The sequence below is a fragment of the Nostoc sp. genome (genome assembly GCF_036916985.1).
Taxonomy (GTDB): domain Bacteria; phylum Cyanobacteriota; class Cyanobacteriia; order Cyanobacteriales; family Nostocaceae; genus Nostoc.
The window spans coordinates 79,999-99,573 of record NZ_JBALFD010000062.1 but is presented as its reverse complement, the minus strand read 5'-3'; the positions used below and the strand labels follow the sequence as shown (position 1 = coordinate 99,573).

Sequence of the window (19,575 nt, the reverse complement as noted above, 5' to 3'; positions counted from 1 at the left end):
TCAAGAAGTTTTTATTAATCTCTAAAATCAGCAATTATTTGATAGTTATTTCATCAGCTTGTAGCGAGACATCGCTAATTTACTAAAAAATTCGGAGGTGTAAATCTGTGACAACAAAACAAGCGTCAATAATTATTGCTGAAGATGTTCACAAGTGGTATGGAAAATTCCATGCTCTTCAGGGTGTGAGCTTGACAGTCAATCGTGGAGAAGTTGTAGTGCTGATGGGGCCATCTGGTTCAGGTAAATCTACCTTTATCCGCACATTTAATGCTTTAGAAGAATACCAACAGGGAAGAATTGAAATCGACGGCATCACTCTCAGTCATGACTTGCGAAATATTGAAACCATTCGCAAAGAGGTGGGAATGGTATTTCAGCAATTTAATTTATTTCCTCATCTGACAGTACTGCAAAATATCTCTTTAGCACCAATTTGGGTACGGCGATCGCCAAAGGCAAAGGCCGAAGAATTGGCAATGCAACTCTTAGAAAGAGTAGGAATTTTAGAACAGGCGCAAAAATATCCAGGACAGTTATCTGGTGGACAACAGCAACGGGTGGCGATCGCACGTGCTTTAGCTATGCAACCCAAAATTATGCTGTTTGACGAACCCACCTCAGCCTTAGATCCAGAAATGGTACGAGAAGTTTTGGATGTAATGCGAGGTCTAGCCCGTGATGGAATGACAATGGTAGTTGTCACCCACGAAGTTGGGTTTGCTCGTGAAGTCGCCGACCGAGTTATTCTCATGGATAGCGGTTTCCTCGTCGAGTCAGCCACGCCTGACGCATTTTTCAACAACCCCAAAGAAGAAAGAACACGCAAATTTTTGTCACAAATTCTCTAAAACCTCTGCGCTACTTTGCGTTCAACTTTGCGCGACGGCAGTCGCTACAACGGGGAGCCACTGCGGTGGACGGGTTCCCCGGCATAAAGCAAGTGGCGTGGGAACCCCCGCAACGCGCTGCCTCCCCTCTGCGTTTCACTTCTAACCCTTTTCTCCCACAACTTCACACCAAGCTTGAGCAAAAAATCCATCTGGGTGCTGACTCCATTCCCGCAAACCATTACTCATTGCTGTAAGCGATATCTCATCAGTCCAACCTTTCTCTACAGCTTGGTCTTCCTTTGCAGAATCTTCGATTCGCAATGCTAGATATTCTGCGATCGCACTCACCGGCTCATAACATTGATAAGAAGCCGAAGCTTTGATATTAATAAACCCAGTTTCCCGCAGCAAAGCGCGTAACTCTCTACCTACGTAAGGATTACCAGAATTCTCCTCATGGAGCCATTTGTAATAAGTAATCGCCCGATCTAGTTCTGGCGGGAACGGTGCAATCAGACATCCATCCCAGTCAGGACTACGAAGCCCAACAATTCCCCCCGGTTTCAAAACTCGGCACAGTTCGCGCAACGCCTGCACAGGTTCTTGAAGATGCTCAAACAGCGCATGAGAAAAGATTGCGTCAAATGAGTCATCTGGAAAGGGTAGAGCATATATATTTCCCTCCAGAAAATTAGTATTATTGACACCTTGCTTAAAAGCACTTTCAGCAGCTATGCGGATTTGAGATATTTCTCGATCAATACCTATAAGCGTACCAGGGGCAATAACTCTTGCTAAACCCAAAGCGATCGCACCAGGGCCACAACCACAATCTAGCAATTTCATCCCTGGGCGTAAATAAGGCGTAAAAAACGCCGCATGAGTATCTACGCTACGATTTGCCATAAAATTCGTCGCATTGCTCGAATAGCCTGGAGTATACTTTTCCGGCATCGCTTTGACTCCCTACGATTCTGTATAAGTATGATATGTAGGTAATTTTGAGATGTCCAATATATATTTATAGAGAATTGAAACTTATAAAGTATCAAAAAAATGGAATTGCGACACCTGCGCTACTTTATTGCTGTCGCTGAGGAACTGCACTTCAGTAGAGCCGCCGAGCGACTGCATATTGCTCAACCGCCCTTAAGCCAACAAATTCAGCAACTAGAGGCGCAGTTGGGGGTAGAACTGTTTCAGCGCAAAACCAAGCGACAGGTGCAGTTAACGGAAGCTGGGCAAGTTTTTTTGCAAGAGGCTTATCAACTTTTGGCTCAACTAGAAAAAGCAATTGAGCTAACTCAAAAAACAGGAAGAGGTGAAAAGGGACAATTGCGAATCGGGTTTACCAGTTTGGTAACTTATGATTTGCTTCCAATAATTTTGCGGCGGTTTCGAGAACAGTTTCCAGAAGTAGAGTTGGGATTGCAAGAATTAACCACAACTCAGCAGGAACAAGCCCTACAGGATAGCCGCATCCATGTAGGTTTTGCCCATCCACCTTTAGAAGACAACACACTCAATCAAGAGTGCATTCAGCAGGAAGCTCTAATTGTGGCTATGTTAGAAACTCATCCTTTGGCTGAACAAGAAAAGATTTCAGTGCGATCGCTAGTAAACGAAAACTTTATCATGTTCCCTCGCCATTTGGGCCCCGGACTTTACGACCAAATCGTAAGCCTTTGCCAGCAAGGAAATTTCAGCCCAAAAGTGACTCAAGAAGCGATTCAGATGCAGACGATTATCGGATTGGTGTCAGCAGGAATGGGAATTGCGATCGCGCCGTCTTCATTGCAAAATCTTCAGAGGGCTGGCGTAGTTTATCGCACTCTGGAGGAGAAAACACCATTAGTAGAAACGGCTATAGTGTGGCGGCAAGAAAATATCACACCTGTATTAAGGGAATTTTTACGTACAGTCATTAAAGCCAGCAGCGGGATTTGAACTCGCGACCTTCCGATTACAAGTCGGATGCACTACCACTGTGCTATGCTGGCAAGCTTGGCGATTACTTTTAATTAGCAACCACAATTTCTTATTGTACCATAATCAATTTATTTGTCTAGCTGTAATTGCTAAAAAATATCTCCTTCTTCAGACTGGACGCAAAAATATCTGGTGCAGTTCTAAAACTGTTTTTTCTTTACACAGCTGAATAAAGGAACAGAAATATATAATTATTTTTTACAGATCATAAGCATGGCAGCACTGCTCGGACGAGATTTATTAAGTCTGGTGGACATTAGTCCAATGGAACTTCAAGAACTTCTAGAATTGGCAACTCAACTTAAATCACAACAGCTGAGGTTGCAGAGTAATAAAGTTTTGGGGTTGTTGTTCTCCAAAGCTTCAACTCGCACACGGGTAAGTTTTACCGTGGCGATGTATCAACTGGGTGGACAGGTAATCGATCTCAACCCTAATGTCACTCAAGTTAGTCGCGGAGAACCTTTACAGGATACGGCGCGGGTGTTAGATCGATATTTAGATATTTTGGCAATTCGCACATTTGCCCAGCAAGATTTGGAAACTTTTGCTGAGTATGCGAAGATTCCGGTGATTAATGCGCTGACTGATGCAGAACATCCCTGTCAGGTATTAGCAGATTTATTGACCATTAAAGAAGGCTTTGGCACTTTTGCTGGGTTAACTTTAACCTACGTGGGTGATGGGAATAATATGGCTAATTCTCTGATGTTGGGCTGTGCTTTAGTGGGGATGAATGTCAGAATTGCTACTCCTAAAGGATATGAGCCAGATTCTAGGATTGTAGAACAAGCAAGAGCGATCGCTAATCACAAAACTGAAGTCCTCCTCACCCACGATCCAGAATTAGCCGCTAAGGGATCTGCTGTACTTTACACTGATGTTTGGGCAAGTATGGGACAAGAGGCAGAAGCCGATAACCGAATGCCAATTTTCCAGCCTTACCAAATTTCCGAGCAGCTATTGAGCCTTGCTGATCCAGAAGCAATTGTTTTACACTGCTTACCAGCCCATCGCGGTGAAGAAATTACCGAAGAAGTTATTGAAGGTTCCCAATCACGAGTTTGGGAACAGGCTGAAAATCGCTTGCACGCCCAAAAAGCTTTGCTTGCTAGTATCTTAGGAGCAGAGTAAAAAGTCAAAAGTTAAAAGTTAAAAGGCAAAAGAAAATAAAATCATCTTGCTTTTGCCTTTTATATTTTTATTTTTCTATTGCTTATGGGGAGTTTTTTGTAGTACTAATGTTCTAGAGACATTAATAATTACTTCCCGCAAATTTATGGAACGTCTAACAGAAGCTCAACAAGAACTTTACGAATGGTTGGCAGAATACATCAGAACGCACCAGCATTCGCCTTCTATTCGACAAATGATGCAAGCGATGAATCTGAAGTCACCGGCACCAATTCAAAGTCGTTTAGAACATTTACGCACTAAAGGATATATAGAATGGACTGAAGGACAAGCGCGAACGATTCGGATTTTGCGTCCTGTGAAGCAAGGTGTACCAATTTTGGGCACGATCGCGGCTGGTGGTTTAATAGAACCGTTTACTGATGCTGTAGATCATTTAGACTTTTCTAATTTCGATTTACCTCCCCAAACTTACGCTTTGCGCGTAGCTGGCGATAGCATGATTGAAGATTTAATTACTGATGGTGATGTGGTATTTCTGCGCCCAGTAGCAGAACCAAATCATTTAAAAAATGGCACCATCGTCGCCGCCAGAGTAGATGGATTTGGTACAACATTAAAACGTTTTTATCGCCAAGGCGATCGCGTCACCCTTAAACCAGCAAATCCTAAGTACAATCCCATTGAAGTCAGTGCCATACAAGTCGAGGTACAAGGTTCACTCATTGGTGTTTGGCGTGGTTACAACTAAGTAATGGGGACTGGGGAATAGGGATTGGGAAAGATAAGTACCAATGACTAATGACTAATGACTAAATAAATATGTACCTGACGAAAAATCCAGTGCTGCAACTGCCCACTTTCCGGTTGAAATTACCTTATGCAAGGGAAAGTAAGGGCAGTTATTATACGCAACCATTACCAGGATGCCCAAGAATGCCTCCGTCTCTGCAATTACGGCAATATCAGCGCCAAGCGATCGCTAGCTGGTTTACCAACAATGGCAGAGGGACGCTGAAAATGGCTACTGGTAGTGGTAAAACCATTACCGCATTAGCGATCGCTTGTGAATTATATCAGCAGATTAATTTACAAGTTTTGTTAGTAGTGTGTCCCTATCGCCATCTCGTCACCCAATGGGCGCGGGAATGTGAAAAATTTAATTTACAACCCATTTTAGCTTTCGAGAATTTACGCACTTGGCAAAGTCAACTTTCTACCCAAATTTATAATCTGCGTTCTGGTTCTCAACGGTTTGTCACGGTAATTACTACGAACTCTACTTTAATTGGCGATGGGTTTCAGTCTCAACTCAAATATTTTCCCGCCAAAACTTTAATTATTGGTGATGAGGCGCATAATTTAGGCGCACCCAAGTTAGAAGAAAGTTTACCGCGCAGTGTGGGGTTGAGACTGGCTTTATCTGCCACGCCGGAGAGATATTTTGATGATTTTGGTACGCAATCTTTATTTGATTATTTTGGCCCAGTTCTCCAGCCCGAGTTTACATTGAGGGATGCGATCGCTCAAGGTGCTTTGGTACATTATCTCTATTATCCGGTGTTGGTGGAGTTAACTGAAGCAGAAAGTATTGCCTATTTAAAGTTAACTAAAAGAATTGGGCGATCGCTTCTTTATCGAGATCGGGAAAATGGCGGAAACTTTGAAGACAATGAAGATTTAAAGCCGTTATTGATGCAAAGAGCAAGATTAATTGGGGCGGCGGAAAATAAATTAAATGCTTTAAGGGATTTAATGGCAACTCGCCGCGACACTACTCACACTCTTTTTTATTGCAGTGATGGTTCACAGGATGCGGGACAACGTTCATCGCTACGCCAACTCAAAGCTGTGGCTAAAATTCTGGGTGTGGATTTGGGGTATAAGGTAAGTACCTATACGGCTCAAACAACTTTACAAGAACGGGAAATATTGCGCCATCAATTTGAAAGTGGAGAGTTGCAGGGTTTGGTGGCAATTCGTTGTTTAGATGAAGGTGTTGATATTCCGGCAATTCAAACTGCGGTGATTTTATCAAGTTCTGGAAATCCACGCCAGTTTATCCAGCGACGGGGGCGAGTTTTACGTCCTCATCCAGGTAAGGAACGCGCCACTATATTTGACATGATTGTTTTACCGCCAGATTTGGATAGAGAAACTATAGAAGTTGAGCGGAATCTGTTGAAAAAGGAATTACGTCGTTTTGTAGAGTTCGCTGATTTAGCTGATAATGCAGGCGTTGCAAGAATGAAGTTACTTGATTTACAAAAGCGATATGGTTTATTAGATATTTGATGATAAAGCAGAGAATAGTTGTATGTTTTTGTAAAAATTTTCGAGTTTTGCAACAAGTAGCACTAAATATGAAATAATAAAATTATGAGTTTGATCATAATGAGATATAAGCTGCGCTAAAAATTTCACTTACATCCCATTATTATCAAGATGCTTCGTTAAGCATAACAGAAAACCATTAAATAATAAAGCGTTTTTTCCAGAAAATTATAAATTTGAAAAAACAGTTTTTGCAAAATTAAAGATAACGGAAATAGTGGGTTTACGGAGGTAAATGCAGCTCTAGAGAAAGTTAAAATATAGAAAAAGCATATTTCCAAATCTGATATGTCACAAGAGGCGAATATCGATGATGTACAGGAGCCAATAACCAGCGCACCACCAGAAGTACGGCGAATTATTGAGCGAGTATGGAAGCTGGAAAAAGGCAGACTAGATAAGAAGATTAACAGCCATATAAATGATCATATTTTGGACATTATTAAGGAAGAGGTGCGATGAAGCTGACTTCAATCAAGCTATGCAACTTTCGCTCCTTTTATGGTACGACACCAGAGATGCTCCTCGCTGCTGGAGATGCTCAGAACACGACAATTATTCATGGCAATAATGGCTCTGGAAAAACTAGTTTACTAAATGCCTTTACTTGGGTATTATATGAAAAATTTAGTGCAGCTTTTGCATCGATAGAGCAGTTGGTGAATAAGCGTGCGCTCGCAGAAACTCAAAAAGGTCAAGTTGTAGAATGTTGGGTAGAGATTGGCTGGGAACATGAAGGTAAACGCTATCGAGTGAAACGCACCTGTCGGGGTTATAAAAACGAAAATGATTTTGACGCTGGCAAAACTCAATTAACCATGTGGGTTGGTAGTGACGATGGCAACTGGAATATACCAACTCAGCAACCAGATGATATAATTAATCAAATTTTACCTGCTACTTTACATCAATACTTTTTCTTTGACGGCGAACGAATTGAAGAAATAGTCCGTTCTGATAAAAAAGCTGAAATTGCTGAAGCTACAAAAATTTTCTTAGGTGTGGAAGTCATCAATCGTTCCATCAGACATTTGGGAGATGCTAAAAAAACTCTAGAAAATGACTTAAAAGCGATTGGTGATTCCCAAACTAAACAACTGTTACGACAGCAAGAAAAGATAGAACGAGAGCGCGAACGCATTACCAAACGGCAAACAGAAATTAAAGAAGAGTTAGAATATCAACAAACTTTTAAAAAAGAGACAAGTAATCGTTTGCGAGAATTGAGTGCTGCCAAGGAATTGCAAGAAAGATGGCAAGATTTAGAATCGCAGAAAGCAGCGAATCAAGAGGAATATAAGAAAACTAAGGAAGCACTAAAAAAAGTTATTTCCGCGCGGGGTTATACAGTTTTACTTTCAGAAACTACATCCCAGTTCCGAGGAATTATCGATGATTTGAAGGCGCGAGGCGAGTTAACCTCTGGAATTTCACGGGAATTTGTCAATGATTTACTCAATTCTCAACGCTGTATTTGTGGTGCAGAATTACACGAGGGTAATCATTCTCATACTCATGTGAGTACTTGGTTAAATAAAGCAGGTTCTTCGGCGGTAGAAGAAACTGCAATTCGGATGAGCGCACAAGTAGATGAAATTGATAAGCAAGCGATAGGATTTTGGGAAGAAGTTGATAGAGAACAAACTAGGATTAATCAGTTAAGGCAGAGTATATCTCAAATTGAAGGCGATTTAGATAATATTCAAGAACGGTTGCGAAAAGATGCTAATGAAGAAATTAGCAGTTTGCAAAAACGGTTAGATGAAATTGAAAGTAAAATTGATGAATTAAATCGAGAACAGGGTGCAAATCAGCAGCAAATTGCTCAACTCACAACTGAAATTGAAGGTTTAAATAAACAAATCGCCAAACAAAAGCTGAATGAAGATAAGCAAACTTTAGCACAGCGACGAATTAATGCTACTCAAGATGCAATCGAACGGTTAACGGAAGTTAGAAATCGTCAAGAACAACAATTTCGTCTGCAATTAGAAAAGCGAGTGCAAGAGATATTTACAGAGATTTCTGTAACTCCATACATTCCTAAAATTAGTGATAAATATGAACTGACATTAGTAGAAAATACTACAGGTGTAGAAGCACTTGTTGCAGCTTCTACTGGAGAGAATCAAATTCTCAGTTTATCCTTTATTGCCAGCATTATTGACAAAGTACGGGAATGGAGTGAGAAGCGGAAAATGATGATGATTCCTGATAGTAGTACTTTCCCAATTGTCATGGATTCGCCGTTTGGTAGTTTAGATGAAAGTTCGCGGCGACATATTGCGAAGACGATTCCCCAATTGGCGAATCAGTTGATAGTCTTAGTAACTAAGACTCAATGGCGGGGTGAAGTAGAAGCGGAAATGACAGAGAGAATTGGGAGAGAATATGTGCTTACGTATTATTCTTCTAAACCGGATTGCGAACAAGATTATATTGAGTTGGGTGGGGAAAGATATCCTTTGGTGAAACAAAGTCCGAATGAGTTTGAATATACAGAAATTATCGCGGTTGAACGAGATGGGTAATTACTCACGGAGAGGCGCAGAGGTTTTTTAGTTACAGTTGAGAAAAGGTAGAAATGAGGTGATGGTGGCGAATCCAGACAGAAATTATATGTCTCCACAGGAATATCTGGAATGGGAAGAACGCCAAGAAATTAAATACGAATATATTGATGGTGAAGTTTTCGCTATGACTGGGGGTACTATTCCTCACAATAGCATTGCTTTAAATTTGGCTTCAGCATTAAAAAGCCACTGTCGAGGAGGTTCATATCGTGTCAATATGGCAGGTGCAAAAGTAGGTGTATCTGAAAATGTGGCTTTTCATTATCCCGATGTTGTGGTGAGTTGCGATGAACGGGATAAACAAGCTATTCAATTTCTCCAATATCCTTGTTTAATTGTTGAAGTTCTATCCCCAAGTACGGAAGCTTACGATAGAGGTAAAAAATTTACGCGGTATCGTCGCATTCAGACTTTGCAAGAATACGTCCTCATCGATGCTGAAAAAATTGGTTTAGATTGTTTTCGGTTAAATGATAGAGGACTTTGGGAGTTACATCCTTATGAAGCAGGGGATGAAGTTCATCTAACTAGTGTTGATTTTCACTTTCCTATTTCCTTGGTTTATGAGGATGTTCAGTTTCCAACTTGAGTTTATGGGAAACTAGAGACAATGGCAGAAAAAGTAAACCCACGCTCGGATGATTAAAAATGATAGCAGATGAAAGAGAACAGTTAATTAAAGATATCAACGTACTGCTACATCAAGCTTATGACAGTACTTTAGTTGAAATTCACGCACTATTAAAAAAAATCGATGATGTAGATGATGACGAAGACTTAAAAGCCATTAAAGAAGCTAGGGAAGATATACGCATTAATGGCACTGTATCTTGGGATGAAATTCAAAACGAAATAAGAAACGAAATAAGCAAGGATGTTGCGTGAGTTACGAAGTTAAATTTTCAAGGGGTGCGAAAAAGCGAACCCGCAGTGCCAGGATAGACTATGGTAGTAGATAATTTGTTTGTTTAGCGATCGCTCACATACTAGTATAAAATAATGCGTTGACAGTTACTATCACTTCCAACTTTCGGTTAAAATAGCAACAATGTAGATATTAAAACAATGGCTGCAAATAGAATCAGGGTTGCTAAAGATAAGGCTGAGTTGGTGAAATCTCTAGTCGCATCAAAAGACACAACTGGGCCTTTTCAGACTTATGTAGAAGTAATGGTGTTTGCAGCAGCATTGGGCGTTAAAAATAAAAAGCGCATTCCTTTAGACATAATTTCTAAAGATTTATCCCCACTGCGACAAGATTATTTTACTAGCAGCTTCACTCTGTTAATTAATTTGTTAGCTATCACCGAAACAGAAAACATTAAGATTCTAGACGATGATAATGTTGCTGATGAGCAACGTATTCACATTTTTGAAGAGTATGCGAATGGTGGTTTAGAAATTATACAAAATGAACTGCATGGAGCAGTAGACTATTCAGAGCGACTTTTATTGATTCTTAGTTATGAGAGAACTAATATAGACCAACAAGATGAGGAATTTGATCTAACCAAATTCCTATCTTGAATTATCCTCTACTACAACTTAACAACAGTTAACTTTAATAGATTTTATATTTCTATTCAGCATCAAGTTCATCATCTTCTTCTGATACTTGGAGAAGTGAAGATTGAGTATTTAATTCTGGCAAACCAATAGCGAGTATAGCAGAGAACCTATCTCGAACCATCTCTTCTTTTTGTTGATTGTTCATTTTTTCATGTTCTCTACCATAAAAAGCAACAGTATCGAAACCTTTATATAATGCTTTATAAGCATCTGTGCAAGCTGGCCACTCAGCTTTATTTTTGTCTGCACTAAAGAAATTGAGTAGTTTTCGCCTCGATAAGATTTGAGAACCTTTTGCAACGTCGATTTGTATTTTACGAGAGCCGAAATACCACAAACATAATAAGGAAAATATCCTATCTTCTACAGTTCTCGCCACTTTAATTTTGTCAGTACCTTGGTTTATCGCTACAAATGTCCATAAGCGAAAAGGGTAATCTGGTAAGTCAGCATCTACTTTTAGAATGCCTTTGTCATATAGTCTATCTAGACAACTCAATACGTCATCGATATTACCTAAGTTTTTATCTTTGGCTTTATAGTCAAATTCGACAATTCTGCCTAAACGAACTATAGCTTTCTGGAATATTGCTTTGAAAGCCCATTGATTTTCTTTGATGCTATTAATAGCAGCCTGGTGTGAGAGTATCTCTCGGCTATTCCAATCACTATCTTTAGCAATTTCTCGCTGCCGAATAATTCCTTTATGTTTACTTGTTTGAGCTTGGTAACTACCAAAAGTACCCTCAATCAAATTATGTTCGCGAGCATACTGGAGTAGGTTTCGATATGGCTTAAATTCGAGTAAAAGTTTGATTAGCCAAGGACGAAAGTTAACTTTAAAACCTTCTATTGCAGAGCCAAGGTAATTTTCTGGTATTCGAGCAAATGGTGTATCAGGATTTCCATCTTCGTCACAATAGTCTTCTATGTAATATTCTTCAAGACTACGCCCCTCGTACTGAACTTTTTCCTCACCTGTGCCAAGGGCAGAATCAATACTATCGATAAAATCTAGCACGTGCTTCTTTTCCATTGGATCGCGTGGTGGTTTCAGATCCAGTGCTGCTGAAATCAGCAAATCTAAATGAACTAGTGAATTGAGGTAGTAGGAGCTATCAAATCGGTTTGAGTCGTCTTGCCAGCGCACTAGAGAAAGAGGAAGCTTATCTTTCGCATCTTCGCCTGTACTCTCAGTCAATAAAGTTCTAACGCATTGGGCGCTAATACTTTTGTCATCAAGAATAAGCTCTCTAGCCTTATCTACAGTCTTAGCATTCTTATTCAAATCAGTGAATAATTCACGAGCGATTCCTCGAATTGAATAATCAGATGTACTCTGAAGATTTTTAAAACCCGCACTGGGATGAAGCAAAATAAATAAAATTGGTATTTTTGTTTGTTGCTCAATCGTGTTAAGAGTACCACCTCGAAATCTTGGATCTTCACGAAAAGTACGGAGCGCCCAAAGACGATGTTGTCCATCTACTGCTACTGCTAATACTCTATCTTCATCCCAACGCAGCCTAGCAGAGACTCCAGTAGAAACAAATTGAACACCCCCGAAGTTCGCAACCTCACTTTGAAAATTTTTCCATTGTTCATCATCAGGATCAGTACTATCCCAAGGTATAGGAGGAGGTGCTACGCTTGTTGTTTCATCAAAAGCATTTTGAATCTTACCATCATCGTCCTTTGGCATTAATACAATAGTAATTGCATTAAAAAATTTCAGCTTGTTTGGATCTAGAAGATAGCCTTTAACTATGTCATCTTCTACCCTCTTTTCATCAATTTCTCGTTGAAAAAGCTCTTTGAGAGACCATTTTGTCTCTAATGAAGCGGGAATTTGTTCAGCTATCTTAAGTTCATCAATAGCTCGGTTAACTTCAACCAGTGAAAGAACGTATGGAAGTGCTATACCTTCTGATAAAGTGTAAATACCAGTTAAACCATATAGCGGTTTATTAAATCTTGATTTTCCTTCATTATTAGAGAATATCAGCATTTGTTATCAACCGTATCTAAGAGTAAATGATGGAAGAAATAGTCTAGATAAAATATCTTCAACTAGTTTGTCTGAAGCAAGTTTAGAAAATTCATAGTCTTCTTCAATTTGATTATCTAATTCGTCATCCTCATCAACACTATATGGAACAGTGTCTGTATTATATGAAGTATGAATAATTAGCAGTCTGCATTTATGAATTTTGTGTCCAGCATCTGCAAGGCGATCGCGTAAAATGCTACCTTCACGAATATGACTGCGAATTCTAGAGTATAAATTAGTTGCCTTTCCTATATATAATGGCTGCTGAAATATGAGGGAATTATTCAAAAGCATAAAGAGCAGTTGACGAAAGGAGGAATCAGCAGCTAACTCCTTCAGCAAAAGCTCTTTAGAAAATGAAGTCTCTGCTTGGAGTTTTATTTTGTGTGCTGGAGGCAGTTTTGTTTCTCTCGGAGCCGAATGCTCCTTACAAAGTTCCTCCAAAATATAGTTAGCGAAGACTTGAGGATCATTGATGGCATTAGCATCAATCTCGAAGCGACGATACCAAGCGTAGACACCGCCGATATTATCGGGGATGCGGCTTAAAACAGCACTATTTCCACGTATCTGTGCCAAATCGTACAAGACGACGTTTTCACTTAGCTGTTGCACAGCATCACTACCATATAGCCATGCCACAAAGTAGACTCCCTTTATACAATACGTATCAGGGTAGCATAATAATTTCTTTAAAGGCGAGTAATCATTAACAACTACAAAATAGATGGAAGTCCTACAGCTTTTGGTTCAACAAACTTGCCATCAAAACCTATAGTTTTATCTTCCACAGTCCTAGCATCTGCTAAAGCCTTACGAAGTTCAGCAGATTCCATGTGATCCTGAATTCCACCCAGGATATAAACCAATAACTTCGCTGCTAAATCTCTTCCAGCAACCTGCACCCGCTTTTTATTTGGGTCATACAAAACCCCATACCAGAGAGATTGGGGATATTCCATACCACTAAAACCACCTTGCTGGTCAAACTTCCGCAGTTTCTTAAAAATATCTCCCAGGGAAAAACCTTTTTTAAAAACCAAAATTCCCAAAGCTTGCGCTAATGCAACTTGAGCAACTGGACGGAAAAGCATATTTCCTTCACCTCCATCCTTCTCAAAGCTGAAGCGCCGTAAAGCTGGTGTATCCTCGTGTTCTAAAATTTTATAACTAGAAAGACTTGCCAAAGAATCAAATAGCTTTTTAAATTCCTCAATTCCCTGCTCAAGTTCTTCATCCTCTGGACGCATGGGAATTAGACCTTTCTCCAAGGGTTTCCAGTGAGGGAACTTATGAACTAAATATCGCTCAGACATATCTTGCAGAGCTTGCAAAGTGGTCAAAACTGTTGAATTGGAAGCCACTGTTGCACTATTCCAATTAACACGAGGATTGCGATCTTGTCGTTGTTCTAATAGTGGATGTGTAACTGCAATTTTTCTAGCAACGATCGCAAAACCATCATCCTCATTCAACTGGGTTAGTTGCCCTTTAGTCAAGGGTGCAGCCATCAGGTTGACATGAACAAAAATCGATCTCACCCTCCGCCTTGCCTGGGTGCGAGTTTCCCCAGCCGCTACTGCACAGATGAACTCAATACCAATTTTTTCCTTGGGTAAATTTTGCAAGTAAGCAAGGTCTACTTGGTACTTTTCTATCAAATCATTGACTGTAATAAAACTGTCATCAGCACCTTTATCTTTTTTATAGCGCTGGAGTTTACGAGTTTTGATTAACTCCATCAATCCTTGAACCCCCATCAGTCGATGTTGACCATCTAGTGCATAAATAGTTACATCATCCTCAGAAATATTTAGCAGACCTACCTTACTGTCTTTATCTAAAGGTATAAAATCAGTCGTAGACTTTGTAGCGCGTCCTTCGCTGTCCCACTCAGCAGCTTTAGGATTATCCACCCACGGTTGATTTATCACCACCAGCACCGGCGGAAACTTATGATTGTCTCTAGCCGCTAAATACTGGACTAGCGGTGCTTGACGTGACCAATCAAGGGGACGTTGCTGAATTTCATCAATACTATCCGCGTCAATTTCGACATTATCAGTCTCAGGATTGTACTTTTTCTGAAACAGAGGCAAACCAGAGGCGAAGTGAACCCGACCGGCGAACCATTCCAAGGTAACAGAGCTAACATAAGCCTCAGTACCACCCATCTCGGTTTTTTGAACGAGAATCTGATCTTTTCTCCCTAAAAACTTCTCTAGGAGTAAAGCTAGTACCTGTTTTTCTTTATCTTCTCGTTCCAGGTATTCTCTAGCGATGTCAGCAGTTGGGTCAGATGCACTATCTTTCATGTTAAATTTTAAAAACAGAATAGGATTATGTCGTTTAATTATCTAAAAAATTAGATATTAGTAGTAAAGTTTTTAAAAACTGTTTTTTCAACCCAGGTCACTGGGTTTTGTATGTGTAGACGCGAATTCTATTCGCCCTATTTACCCCGATATTACGCCAGGTTTCCAGAGAGAAGGAGAAATGACTACAGCACAACAAGCAGAAAATAAAGGTCAGCAAACACGTACTGTAGCAGAGTTAGTGGAAGATATCAAAGCTCTCACTACTGAAATTCAAGAATTGTATTGTTTAGATGAGATACCTTGGGTTTTAGGCGTGTCTTGGGGAAAGGATTCTAGCACGGTATTGCAGCTTGTGTGGAATGCGATCGCAGTTCTTCCTCCAGAAAAAAGAACTAAAACAGTCTATGTAATTACAACCGATACTCAAGTAGAAAACCCTGTAGTGTCTGCTTGGGTTCGCAAATCCATGCAGAATCTCAAGGTAGCTGCTAAAAAACAGGGGATACCAATCGATCCCCATTTACTACAACCAGTAATTCAAGACACATTTTGGGTAAATCTTATTGGTAAAGGATATCCAGCACCTCGTAACCAGTTTCGCTGGTGTACACCACGCTTAAAAATTAATCCCGCCAATCAATTCATCCGTGAAATAGTTAGAGCTAACGGTGAAACAATTCTTGTATTGGGTACTCGCAAAGCAGAAAGCGCCAAACGTGCTGCCACAATGAAAAAGCATCAAGTTGATCGAGTACGCGATCGCCTGAGTCCTAATGCCAGCCTACCCAACTCCCTAATTTATACTCCTATAGAAGATTGGAGTAATAACGATGTCTGGATATACCTGAATCAGTGGGATAATCCTTGGGGACAAAGTAATAAAGAATTATTTGCTATGTATCGAGGTGCAACAGCCGATAATGAATGTCCACTAGTTGTTGATACTTCTACTCCTAGTTGTGGTGATTCACGATTTGGCTGCTGGGTTTGCACACTAGTGAATAAGGATAAATCAATGGAGGCGATGATCCAAAATGATGAAGAAAAAGAATGGATGCAGCCATTATTAGATATCCGTAATGAACTAGATATCAAAGATGACCGAGAAAAAAGAGATTTTAGAAGAATTTGGGGAGATGTCCAACTATTTGAACGCAATAAAAATGGGGAAATTTCCATTGAACCAATACCTGGCCCCTATACCAAGTATTGGCGGGAACATTGGCTTAGACGATTATTAGAAGCGCAAACAAAAACCCGTCGGACAGCGCCAGAAAATATGCGCGATATCACCCTAATTACTCTAGAAGAAATGAGCGAAATTCGCCGCATTTGGCTAGAAGAAAAACACGAATTTGATGATAGCTTACCCCGGATTTATCAAGAAGTGACTGGCGAAGAATTTCAAGATCCCCGTCCCGGTGCTGACTATAGCCTACTAGGTCGTGATGAATGGATAGTATTAGAAGAAATCTGTGAAGGTGACGCGATGCACTTGGAACTCATGGCGAAATTGTTAGACACAGAACGCCAGTATCGCAAAAAAACTCGTCGCGTAGGGATATATGAAACCCTAGAAAAATGTTTTAATACGAGTTCCCGTTCTCCAGAAGATGCGATTAAAAATGCTCGTTTGAAACGCGAATTAAGCGAAGCAGTTAGTCAAGGTGATGTTGCAAAAGTCAAGCAGATGACTTTGGGCGATGTTGCAGCAGTTAATGAAATAGATGAAGGTGAAAGTGATGAAGAGGTAACTTGGGCAAATATGAAATTTAAAAAGGAAAACTCAGAATAATAGAAGACGGGAGTCAACCAAACTACTTAAAGAACGCTTGACAAAGTTGGGTTATCTGAAAACAAACGAGGTTCTATGATTCAAGCCATACACAAATTAGTAACTTTTGAAGATTTTGCAGCTTGGCGGCCTGAGGGTGGGAGATATGAATTACATGATGGCGTGATTGTTGAAATGGCACAACCAGTGGGAGATCATGAGGATGTTGTTGGTTTTTTGGCGCTAAATATATCTATCGAAATTGGGCGACAAAAACTTCCTTACTTCATTCCAAAAACTGTATTAGTCAAGCCATTTGAAGTTGAATCAGCTTATTCACCAGACATCTTAATAATCAATCGACCAAATTTAGTGAATGAGCCTTTATGGAAAAAAGAATCAACTGTATCTCAAGCTACATCTATTCCCTTAGTTATTGAAGTTGTTAGTACTAATTGGCGAGATGATTACTACAAAAAATTAGCTGATTATGAAGCTATAGGTATTCCCGAATATTGGATTATAGATTATGCGGCTATAGGTGCTAGGAAGTTTATTGGCAATCCTAAGCTGCCTACTATATCCATTTATCAATTAATTGATGGTGAGTACCAAGTTACTCAATTTAAAGGCGATACCCATATTGTCTCACCTACTTTCCCAGAATTGAATTTAACCGCCGAACAGATTTTTCAAGCTGGAGGTGTGCAAATAGACCTAACCCCCTAACCCCCTTCCCGAAGCGGGAAGGGGGAAAAATTCAAAGCCTCTCTCCTTTTAGGAGAGAGGTTTGGAGAGAGGTCAAAATTGTACTTCACGCTTACCAATAACCGCTATACAATCGCATTTCTTAACAGTTAGTGATGGTATTATCTATATTTCATAGACAATATTTTTTCTCAATGCGTCAGACAAAACCATCTAATTAATTTTATCTGATTTCTTTCATCACAAACTTTCTGCTTCTGCGATCGCCGTCGAACTCATGTTAATCTTAAAAATTAATGATATTTCTTGAACTCGTCTTACAAAACTTTGGCCCCTACAGTGGAAAACAGGTAATCAACCTTAACCCAAAAATTGATGAGGAAAACTCGCGTCCAATCATCCTATTAGGTGGCATGAATGGTGGCGGAAAAACCACCCTTATGGATGCCATTCGTCTCGCTCTTTATGGCGCTCGTGCCCAATGTTCTACCCGTGGTAATTTAAGTTATAGCGATTTTCTCAATCAATGTGTTAACAATAAAATAGATCCAGTCGCAGATACGCGTATTGAATTACTTTTTGAACATATTGAAAATGATAAGCCAATAAAATACCGGGTTGTGCGTAGTTGGACAAAAAATCCTAAAGACGGTAAAGATACATTAGGTATTTTAGGCGACAGTGATACATGGCCTGATGCTTTAGTTAATATCTGGGATGAGTATATTGAAAATCTCCTGCCATTAGGTATTTCTAATTTATTTCTCTTTGATGGTGAACAGGTTAAAGAACTTGCAGAACAGGAAACACCACCACCAGTTGTAGTAGATGCAATACGCGGACTTTTAGGGCTAGAGTTGGCAGATCGTTTAGCAGTTGATTTAGATATCTTAGTTAACCGTAAACTTAAAGAAGTTGGTAATAGTAAGGATTTAGCAAACCTAGAGGAAATTGAAACTAGGTTAACCCAACAGCAAGAAGATTATCAAACAACAGAAGAGAAAGTAGAAATTCTCAAAAATCAGGTAGAAGAGTTAGAACAAAAGCAGCAAGAAGCCTTTGATAAATTTATTTCTGAAGGTGGGAAGATCGCAGCAGAACGCAATCAACTAGAACTACAGCAAAATACAAAAACTGCGGAAATTGAACAAGTACGTCAGTCAATGTGTGAATTAGCAGCTGATGTTTTACCTCTAGCATTAATTCCCAATTTGCTTAATCAGGCGCAGACACAAGGAGAAAAAGAATTTCGCCATCAACAGGTACAAATCTCCAAGGATTTATTACTTGAACGAGATCAGCGCTTACTCGCTTGGCTAAATCAAGTAGAAATTTCTCCGATAGAAGTTGAAAAAATCCAATCATTTTTAATCCAAGATGTAGATAATTTATATACAAAGACTATCCAGACAGAAGCACCTTGGCTATTAGCCGATGATGAAACCTTAAGTCAGCTAGATAATCTCATATATCACTTGCAAAATTCTAAACTTTCTGCAAAAGAGAAATTAGCTATTCTCAAAAATAAAGAAGAAGAAATTCATACTCTAGAAAGGCAAGTGCAAACAGCAGCAGCACCAGAAGATTATACAAAGCTGCGTCACACACTAGAAGCGGCACAAAATCAAGTTGTTGAAGCTAAAGCCAATTACGAAACAATCCGCCGCCGTTTAGCTGAATTAGAAACTATTATTGCCAAATCAAAGAGAGAATTAAGTGATTATACTGTAGAAAATATTAAACATAAAAATAGCGAACATATTATTAACTCTGCGGCTAAAGTTCAAAACACGCTGAAGATTTTTCGGGAAAAATTAACTCTGCGAAAACTCAATAAATTGGAGGAAGAAGTTAAAAATTGCTTCCTTTATCTCCTCCATAAATCAGACTTAGTACATCGCATTACCATTGATACCAAGACTTTTAGCCTTTTGCTTTATGATTTAAATGGTAAACCTGTTCCTAAACATCGTTTATCAGCAGGCGAAAAACAACTACTGGCGATCGCATTCCTCTGGGGTTTAGCCAAAGTCTCTGGACACCGCCTACCAGTAGCAATCGATACGCCACTAGGTAGACTAGACTCCTCCCACCGCAGCAACCTAGTTGAACGTTACTTCCCATCCGCCAGCCACCAAGTGATTCTGCTATCTACGGATACTGAGATTGGCAAGAAAGAAGTCGAAACACTGCGAGAAAACGAAGCGATCGCCCGCGAATATCTCCTCAAATACGACTCCTCCACCCGCCAAACAACAGTAGTAGAAAATCAATATTTTTGGTGATTCTAGTA

17 protein-coding genes and 1 tRNA gene are annotated in these 19,575 nt (G+C 39.8%); 13 read left to right on the top strand and 5 right to left on the bottom strand.

All coding sequences use genetic code 11. The features are described 5' to 3' along the window. The first annotated feature begins 107 nt into the window (after positions 1-107). Positions 108-851 carry an amino acid ABC transporter ATP-binding protein gene (locus V7L07_RS20455; RefSeq protein ID WP_334768660.1) on the top strand — a complete coding sequence of 248 codons (744 nt, stop codon included), beginning with the start codon at positions 108-110 and terminating at the stop codon, positions 849-851. A 141-nt stretch (positions 852-992) separates the two neighbouring features. Here the strand turns inward: V7L07_RS20455 and V7L07_RS20450 are convergent, their stop codons facing one another. Then, complete coding sequence (locus V7L07_RS20450) at positions 993-1,787, bottom strand: methyltransferase domain-containing protein (RefSeq protein ID WP_335060767.1); 795 nt, start codon at positions 1,785-1,787, stop codon at positions 993-995. A 102-nt stretch (positions 1,788-1,889) separates the two neighbouring features. Between V7L07_RS20450 and V7L07_RS20445 the strand changes: the two genes are divergently transcribed. Continuing rightward, positions 1,890-2,780, top strand: a complete 891-nt coding sequence (locus V7L07_RS20445) for a LysR family transcriptional regulator (protein ID WP_335060766.1) — start codon at positions 1,890-1,892, stop codon at positions 2,778-2,780. Here the strand turns inward: V7L07_RS20445 and V7L07_RS20440 are convergent. After that, a tRNA-Thr gene (locus tag V7L07_RS20440) sits at positions 2,762-2,833 on the bottom strand. The two genes, V7L07_RS20445 and V7L07_RS20440, sit on opposite strands and share 19 nt — an antisense overlap. Positions 2,834-3,035: 202 nt before the next feature. On the opposite strand from V7L07_RS20440, the gene argF reads away from it, so the two are divergent. The 8 genes from argF (at position 3,036) to V7L07_RS20400 (ending at position 10,390) form a co-directional block, all read left to right on the top strand. Beyond that, positions 3,036-3,956 carry an ornithine carbamoyltransferase gene (argF, locus tag V7L07_RS20435; protein ID WP_335060765.1) on the top strand — a complete coding sequence of 307 codons (921 nt, stop codon included), beginning with the start codon at positions 3,036-3,038 and terminating at the stop codon, positions 3,954-3,956. 145 nt (positions 3,957-4,101) lie between these two features. Continuing rightward, a complete protein-coding gene (gene lexA, locus V7L07_RS20430) occupies positions 4,102-4,707 on the top strand; it encodes a transcriptional repressor LexA (protein ID WP_335060764.1) in 606 nt (201 codons plus the stop codon). A gap of 71 nt (positions 4,708-4,778) precedes the next feature. Then, positions 4,779-6,251 carry a DNA phosphorothioation system restriction enzyme gene (locus tag V7L07_RS20425; RefSeq protein ID WP_335060763.1) on the top strand — a complete coding sequence of 491 codons (1,473 nt, stop codon included), beginning with the start codon at positions 4,779-4,781 and terminating at the stop codon, positions 6,249-6,251. 327 nt (positions 6,252-6,578) lie between these two features. Continuing rightward, a complete protein-coding gene (locus tag V7L07_RS20420; RefSeq protein ID WP_335060762.1) occupies positions 6,579-6,752 on the top strand; it encodes a hypothetical protein in 174 nt (57 codons plus the stop codon). Beyond that, complete coding sequence (locus V7L07_RS20415) at positions 6,749-8,821, top strand: AAA family ATPase (RefSeq protein WP_335060761.1); 2,073 nt, start codon at positions 6,749-6,751, stop codon at positions 8,819-8,821. Before V7L07_RS20420 ends, V7L07_RS20415 begins: the two co-directional genes overlap by 4 nt. A 61-nt stretch (positions 8,822-8,882) precedes the next feature. Then, complete coding sequence (locus V7L07_RS20410; protein WP_094331642.1) at positions 8,883-9,452, top strand: Uma2 family endonuclease; 570 nt, start codon at positions 8,883-8,885, stop codon at positions 9,450-9,452. Between the two features lie 59 nt (positions 9,453-9,511). Next, positions 9,512-9,748: a hypothetical protein gene (locus tag V7L07_RS20405; protein ID WP_335060760.1), complete on the top strand. Its 237-nt coding sequence runs from the start codon at positions 9,512-9,514 to the stop codon at positions 9,746-9,748. A 180-nt stretch (positions 9,749-9,928) separates the two neighbouring features. Next, complete coding sequence (locus V7L07_RS20400; RefSeq protein WP_335060759.1) at positions 9,929-10,390, top strand: DNA phosphorothioation-associated protein 4; 462 nt, start codon at positions 9,929-9,931, stop codon at positions 10,388-10,390. Positions 10,391-10,442: 52 nt separating this feature from the next. Here V7L07_RS20400 and V7L07_RS20395 read toward each other — a convergent pair whose 3' ends face one another. The 3 genes from V7L07_RS20395 to V7L07_RS20385 all read right to left on the bottom strand — a co-directional run bounded on the left by V7L07_RS20395 (position 10,443) and on the right by V7L07_RS20385 (position 14,797). Further along, positions 10,443-12,440, bottom strand: a complete 1,998-nt coding sequence (locus V7L07_RS20395; RefSeq protein ID WP_335060758.1) for a DNA sulfur modification protein DndB — start codon at positions 12,438-12,440, stop codon at positions 10,443-10,445. Between the two features lie 6 nt (positions 12,441-12,446). Beyond that, positions 12,447-13,124 carry a GIY-YIG nuclease family protein gene (locus tag V7L07_RS20390; RefSeq protein WP_335060757.1) on the bottom strand — a complete coding sequence of 226 codons (678 nt, stop codon included), beginning with the start codon at positions 13,122-13,124 and terminating at the stop codon, positions 12,447-12,449. Between the two features lie 74 nt (positions 13,125-13,198). Then, complete coding sequence (locus V7L07_RS20385; RefSeq protein ID WP_335060756.1) at positions 13,199-14,797, bottom strand: DGQHR domain-containing protein; 1,599 nt, start codon at positions 14,795-14,797, stop codon at positions 13,199-13,201. Between the two features lie 181 nt (positions 14,798-14,978). On the opposite strand from V7L07_RS20385, the gene dndC reads away from it, so the two are divergent. From dndC to dndD, 3 genes are all read left to right on the top strand, one after another. Further along, positions 14,979-16,595: a DNA phosphorothioation system sulfurtransferase DndC gene (gene dndC, locus V7L07_RS20380; protein WP_335060755.1), complete on the top strand. Its 1,617-nt coding sequence runs from the start codon at positions 14,979-14,981 to the stop codon at positions 16,593-16,595. Between the two features lie 75 nt (positions 16,596-16,670). Continuing rightward, positions 16,671-17,303: a Uma2 family endonuclease gene (locus V7L07_RS20375; RefSeq protein ID WP_335060754.1), complete on the top strand. Its 633-nt coding sequence runs from the start codon at positions 16,671-16,673 to the stop codon at positions 17,301-17,303. Between the two features lie 275 nt (positions 17,304-17,578). Beyond that, positions 17,579-19,567 (top strand): DNA sulfur modification protein DndD, encoded by a 1,989-nt coding sequence (gene dndD, locus V7L07_RS20370; RefSeq protein WP_335060753.1) that lies wholly within the window; start codon positions 17,579-17,581, stop codon positions 19,565-19,567. Positions 19,568-19,575 lie beyond the last annotated feature (8 nt).

Excerpts from the sequence above, each read along its gene's own strand:
- V7L07_RS20450 (WP_335060767.1), bottom strand. The coding sequence starts at position 1,787 with ATGCCGGAAAAGTATACTCCAGGCTATTCGAGCAATGCGACGAATTTT.
- V7L07_RS20445 (WP_335060766.1), top strand. The coding sequence starts at position 1,890 with ATGGAATTGCGACACCTGCGCTACTTTATTGCTGTCGCTGAGGAACTG.
- argF (WP_335060765.1), top strand. The coding sequence starts at position 3,036 with ATGGCAGCACTGCTCGGACGAGATTTATTAAGTCTGGTGGACATTAGT.
- lexA (WP_335060764.1), top strand. The coding sequence starts at position 4,102 with ATGGAACGTCTAACAGAAGCTCAACAAGAACTTTACGAATGGTTGGCA.
- V7L07_RS20425 (WP_335060763.1), top strand. The coding sequence starts at position 4,779 with ATGTACCTGACGAAAAATCCAGTGCTGCAACTGCCCACTTTCCGGTTG.
- V7L07_RS20420 (WP_335060762.1), top strand. The coding sequence starts at position 6,579 with ATGTCACAAGAGGCGAATATCGATGATGTACAGGAGCCAATAACCAGC.
- V7L07_RS20415 (WP_335060761.1), top strand. The coding sequence starts at position 6,749 with ATGAAGCTGACTTCAATCAAGCTATGCAACTTTCGCTCCTTTTATGGT.
- V7L07_RS20410 (WP_094331642.1), top strand. The coding sequence starts at position 8,883 with ATGGTGGCGAATCCAGACAGAAATTATATGTCTCCACAGGAATATCTG.
- V7L07_RS20405 (WP_335060760.1), top strand. The coding sequence starts at position 9,512 with ATGATAGCAGATGAAAGAGAACAGTTAATTAAAGATATCAACGTACTG.
- V7L07_RS20400 (WP_335060759.1), top strand. The coding sequence starts at position 9,929 with ATGGCTGCAAATAGAATCAGGGTTGCTAAAGATAAGGCTGAGTTGGTG.
- V7L07_RS20395 (WP_335060758.1), bottom strand. The coding sequence starts at position 12,440 with ATGCTGATATTCTCTAATAATGAAGGAAAATCAAGATTTAATAAACCG.
- V7L07_RS20385 (WP_335060756.1), bottom strand. The coding sequence starts at position 14,797 with ATGAAAGATAGTGCATCTGACCCAACTGCTGACATCGCTAGAGAATAC.
- dndC (WP_335060755.1), top strand. The coding sequence starts at position 14,979 with ATGACTACAGCACAACAAGCAGAAAATAAAGGTCAGCAAACACGTACT.
- V7L07_RS20375 (WP_335060754.1), top strand. The coding sequence starts at position 16,671 with ATGATTCAAGCCATACACAAATTAGTAACTTTTGAAGATTTTGCAGCT.
- dndD (WP_335060753.1), top strand. The coding sequence starts at position 17,579 with ATGATATTTCTTGAACTCGTCTTACAAAACTTTGGCCCCTACAGTGGA.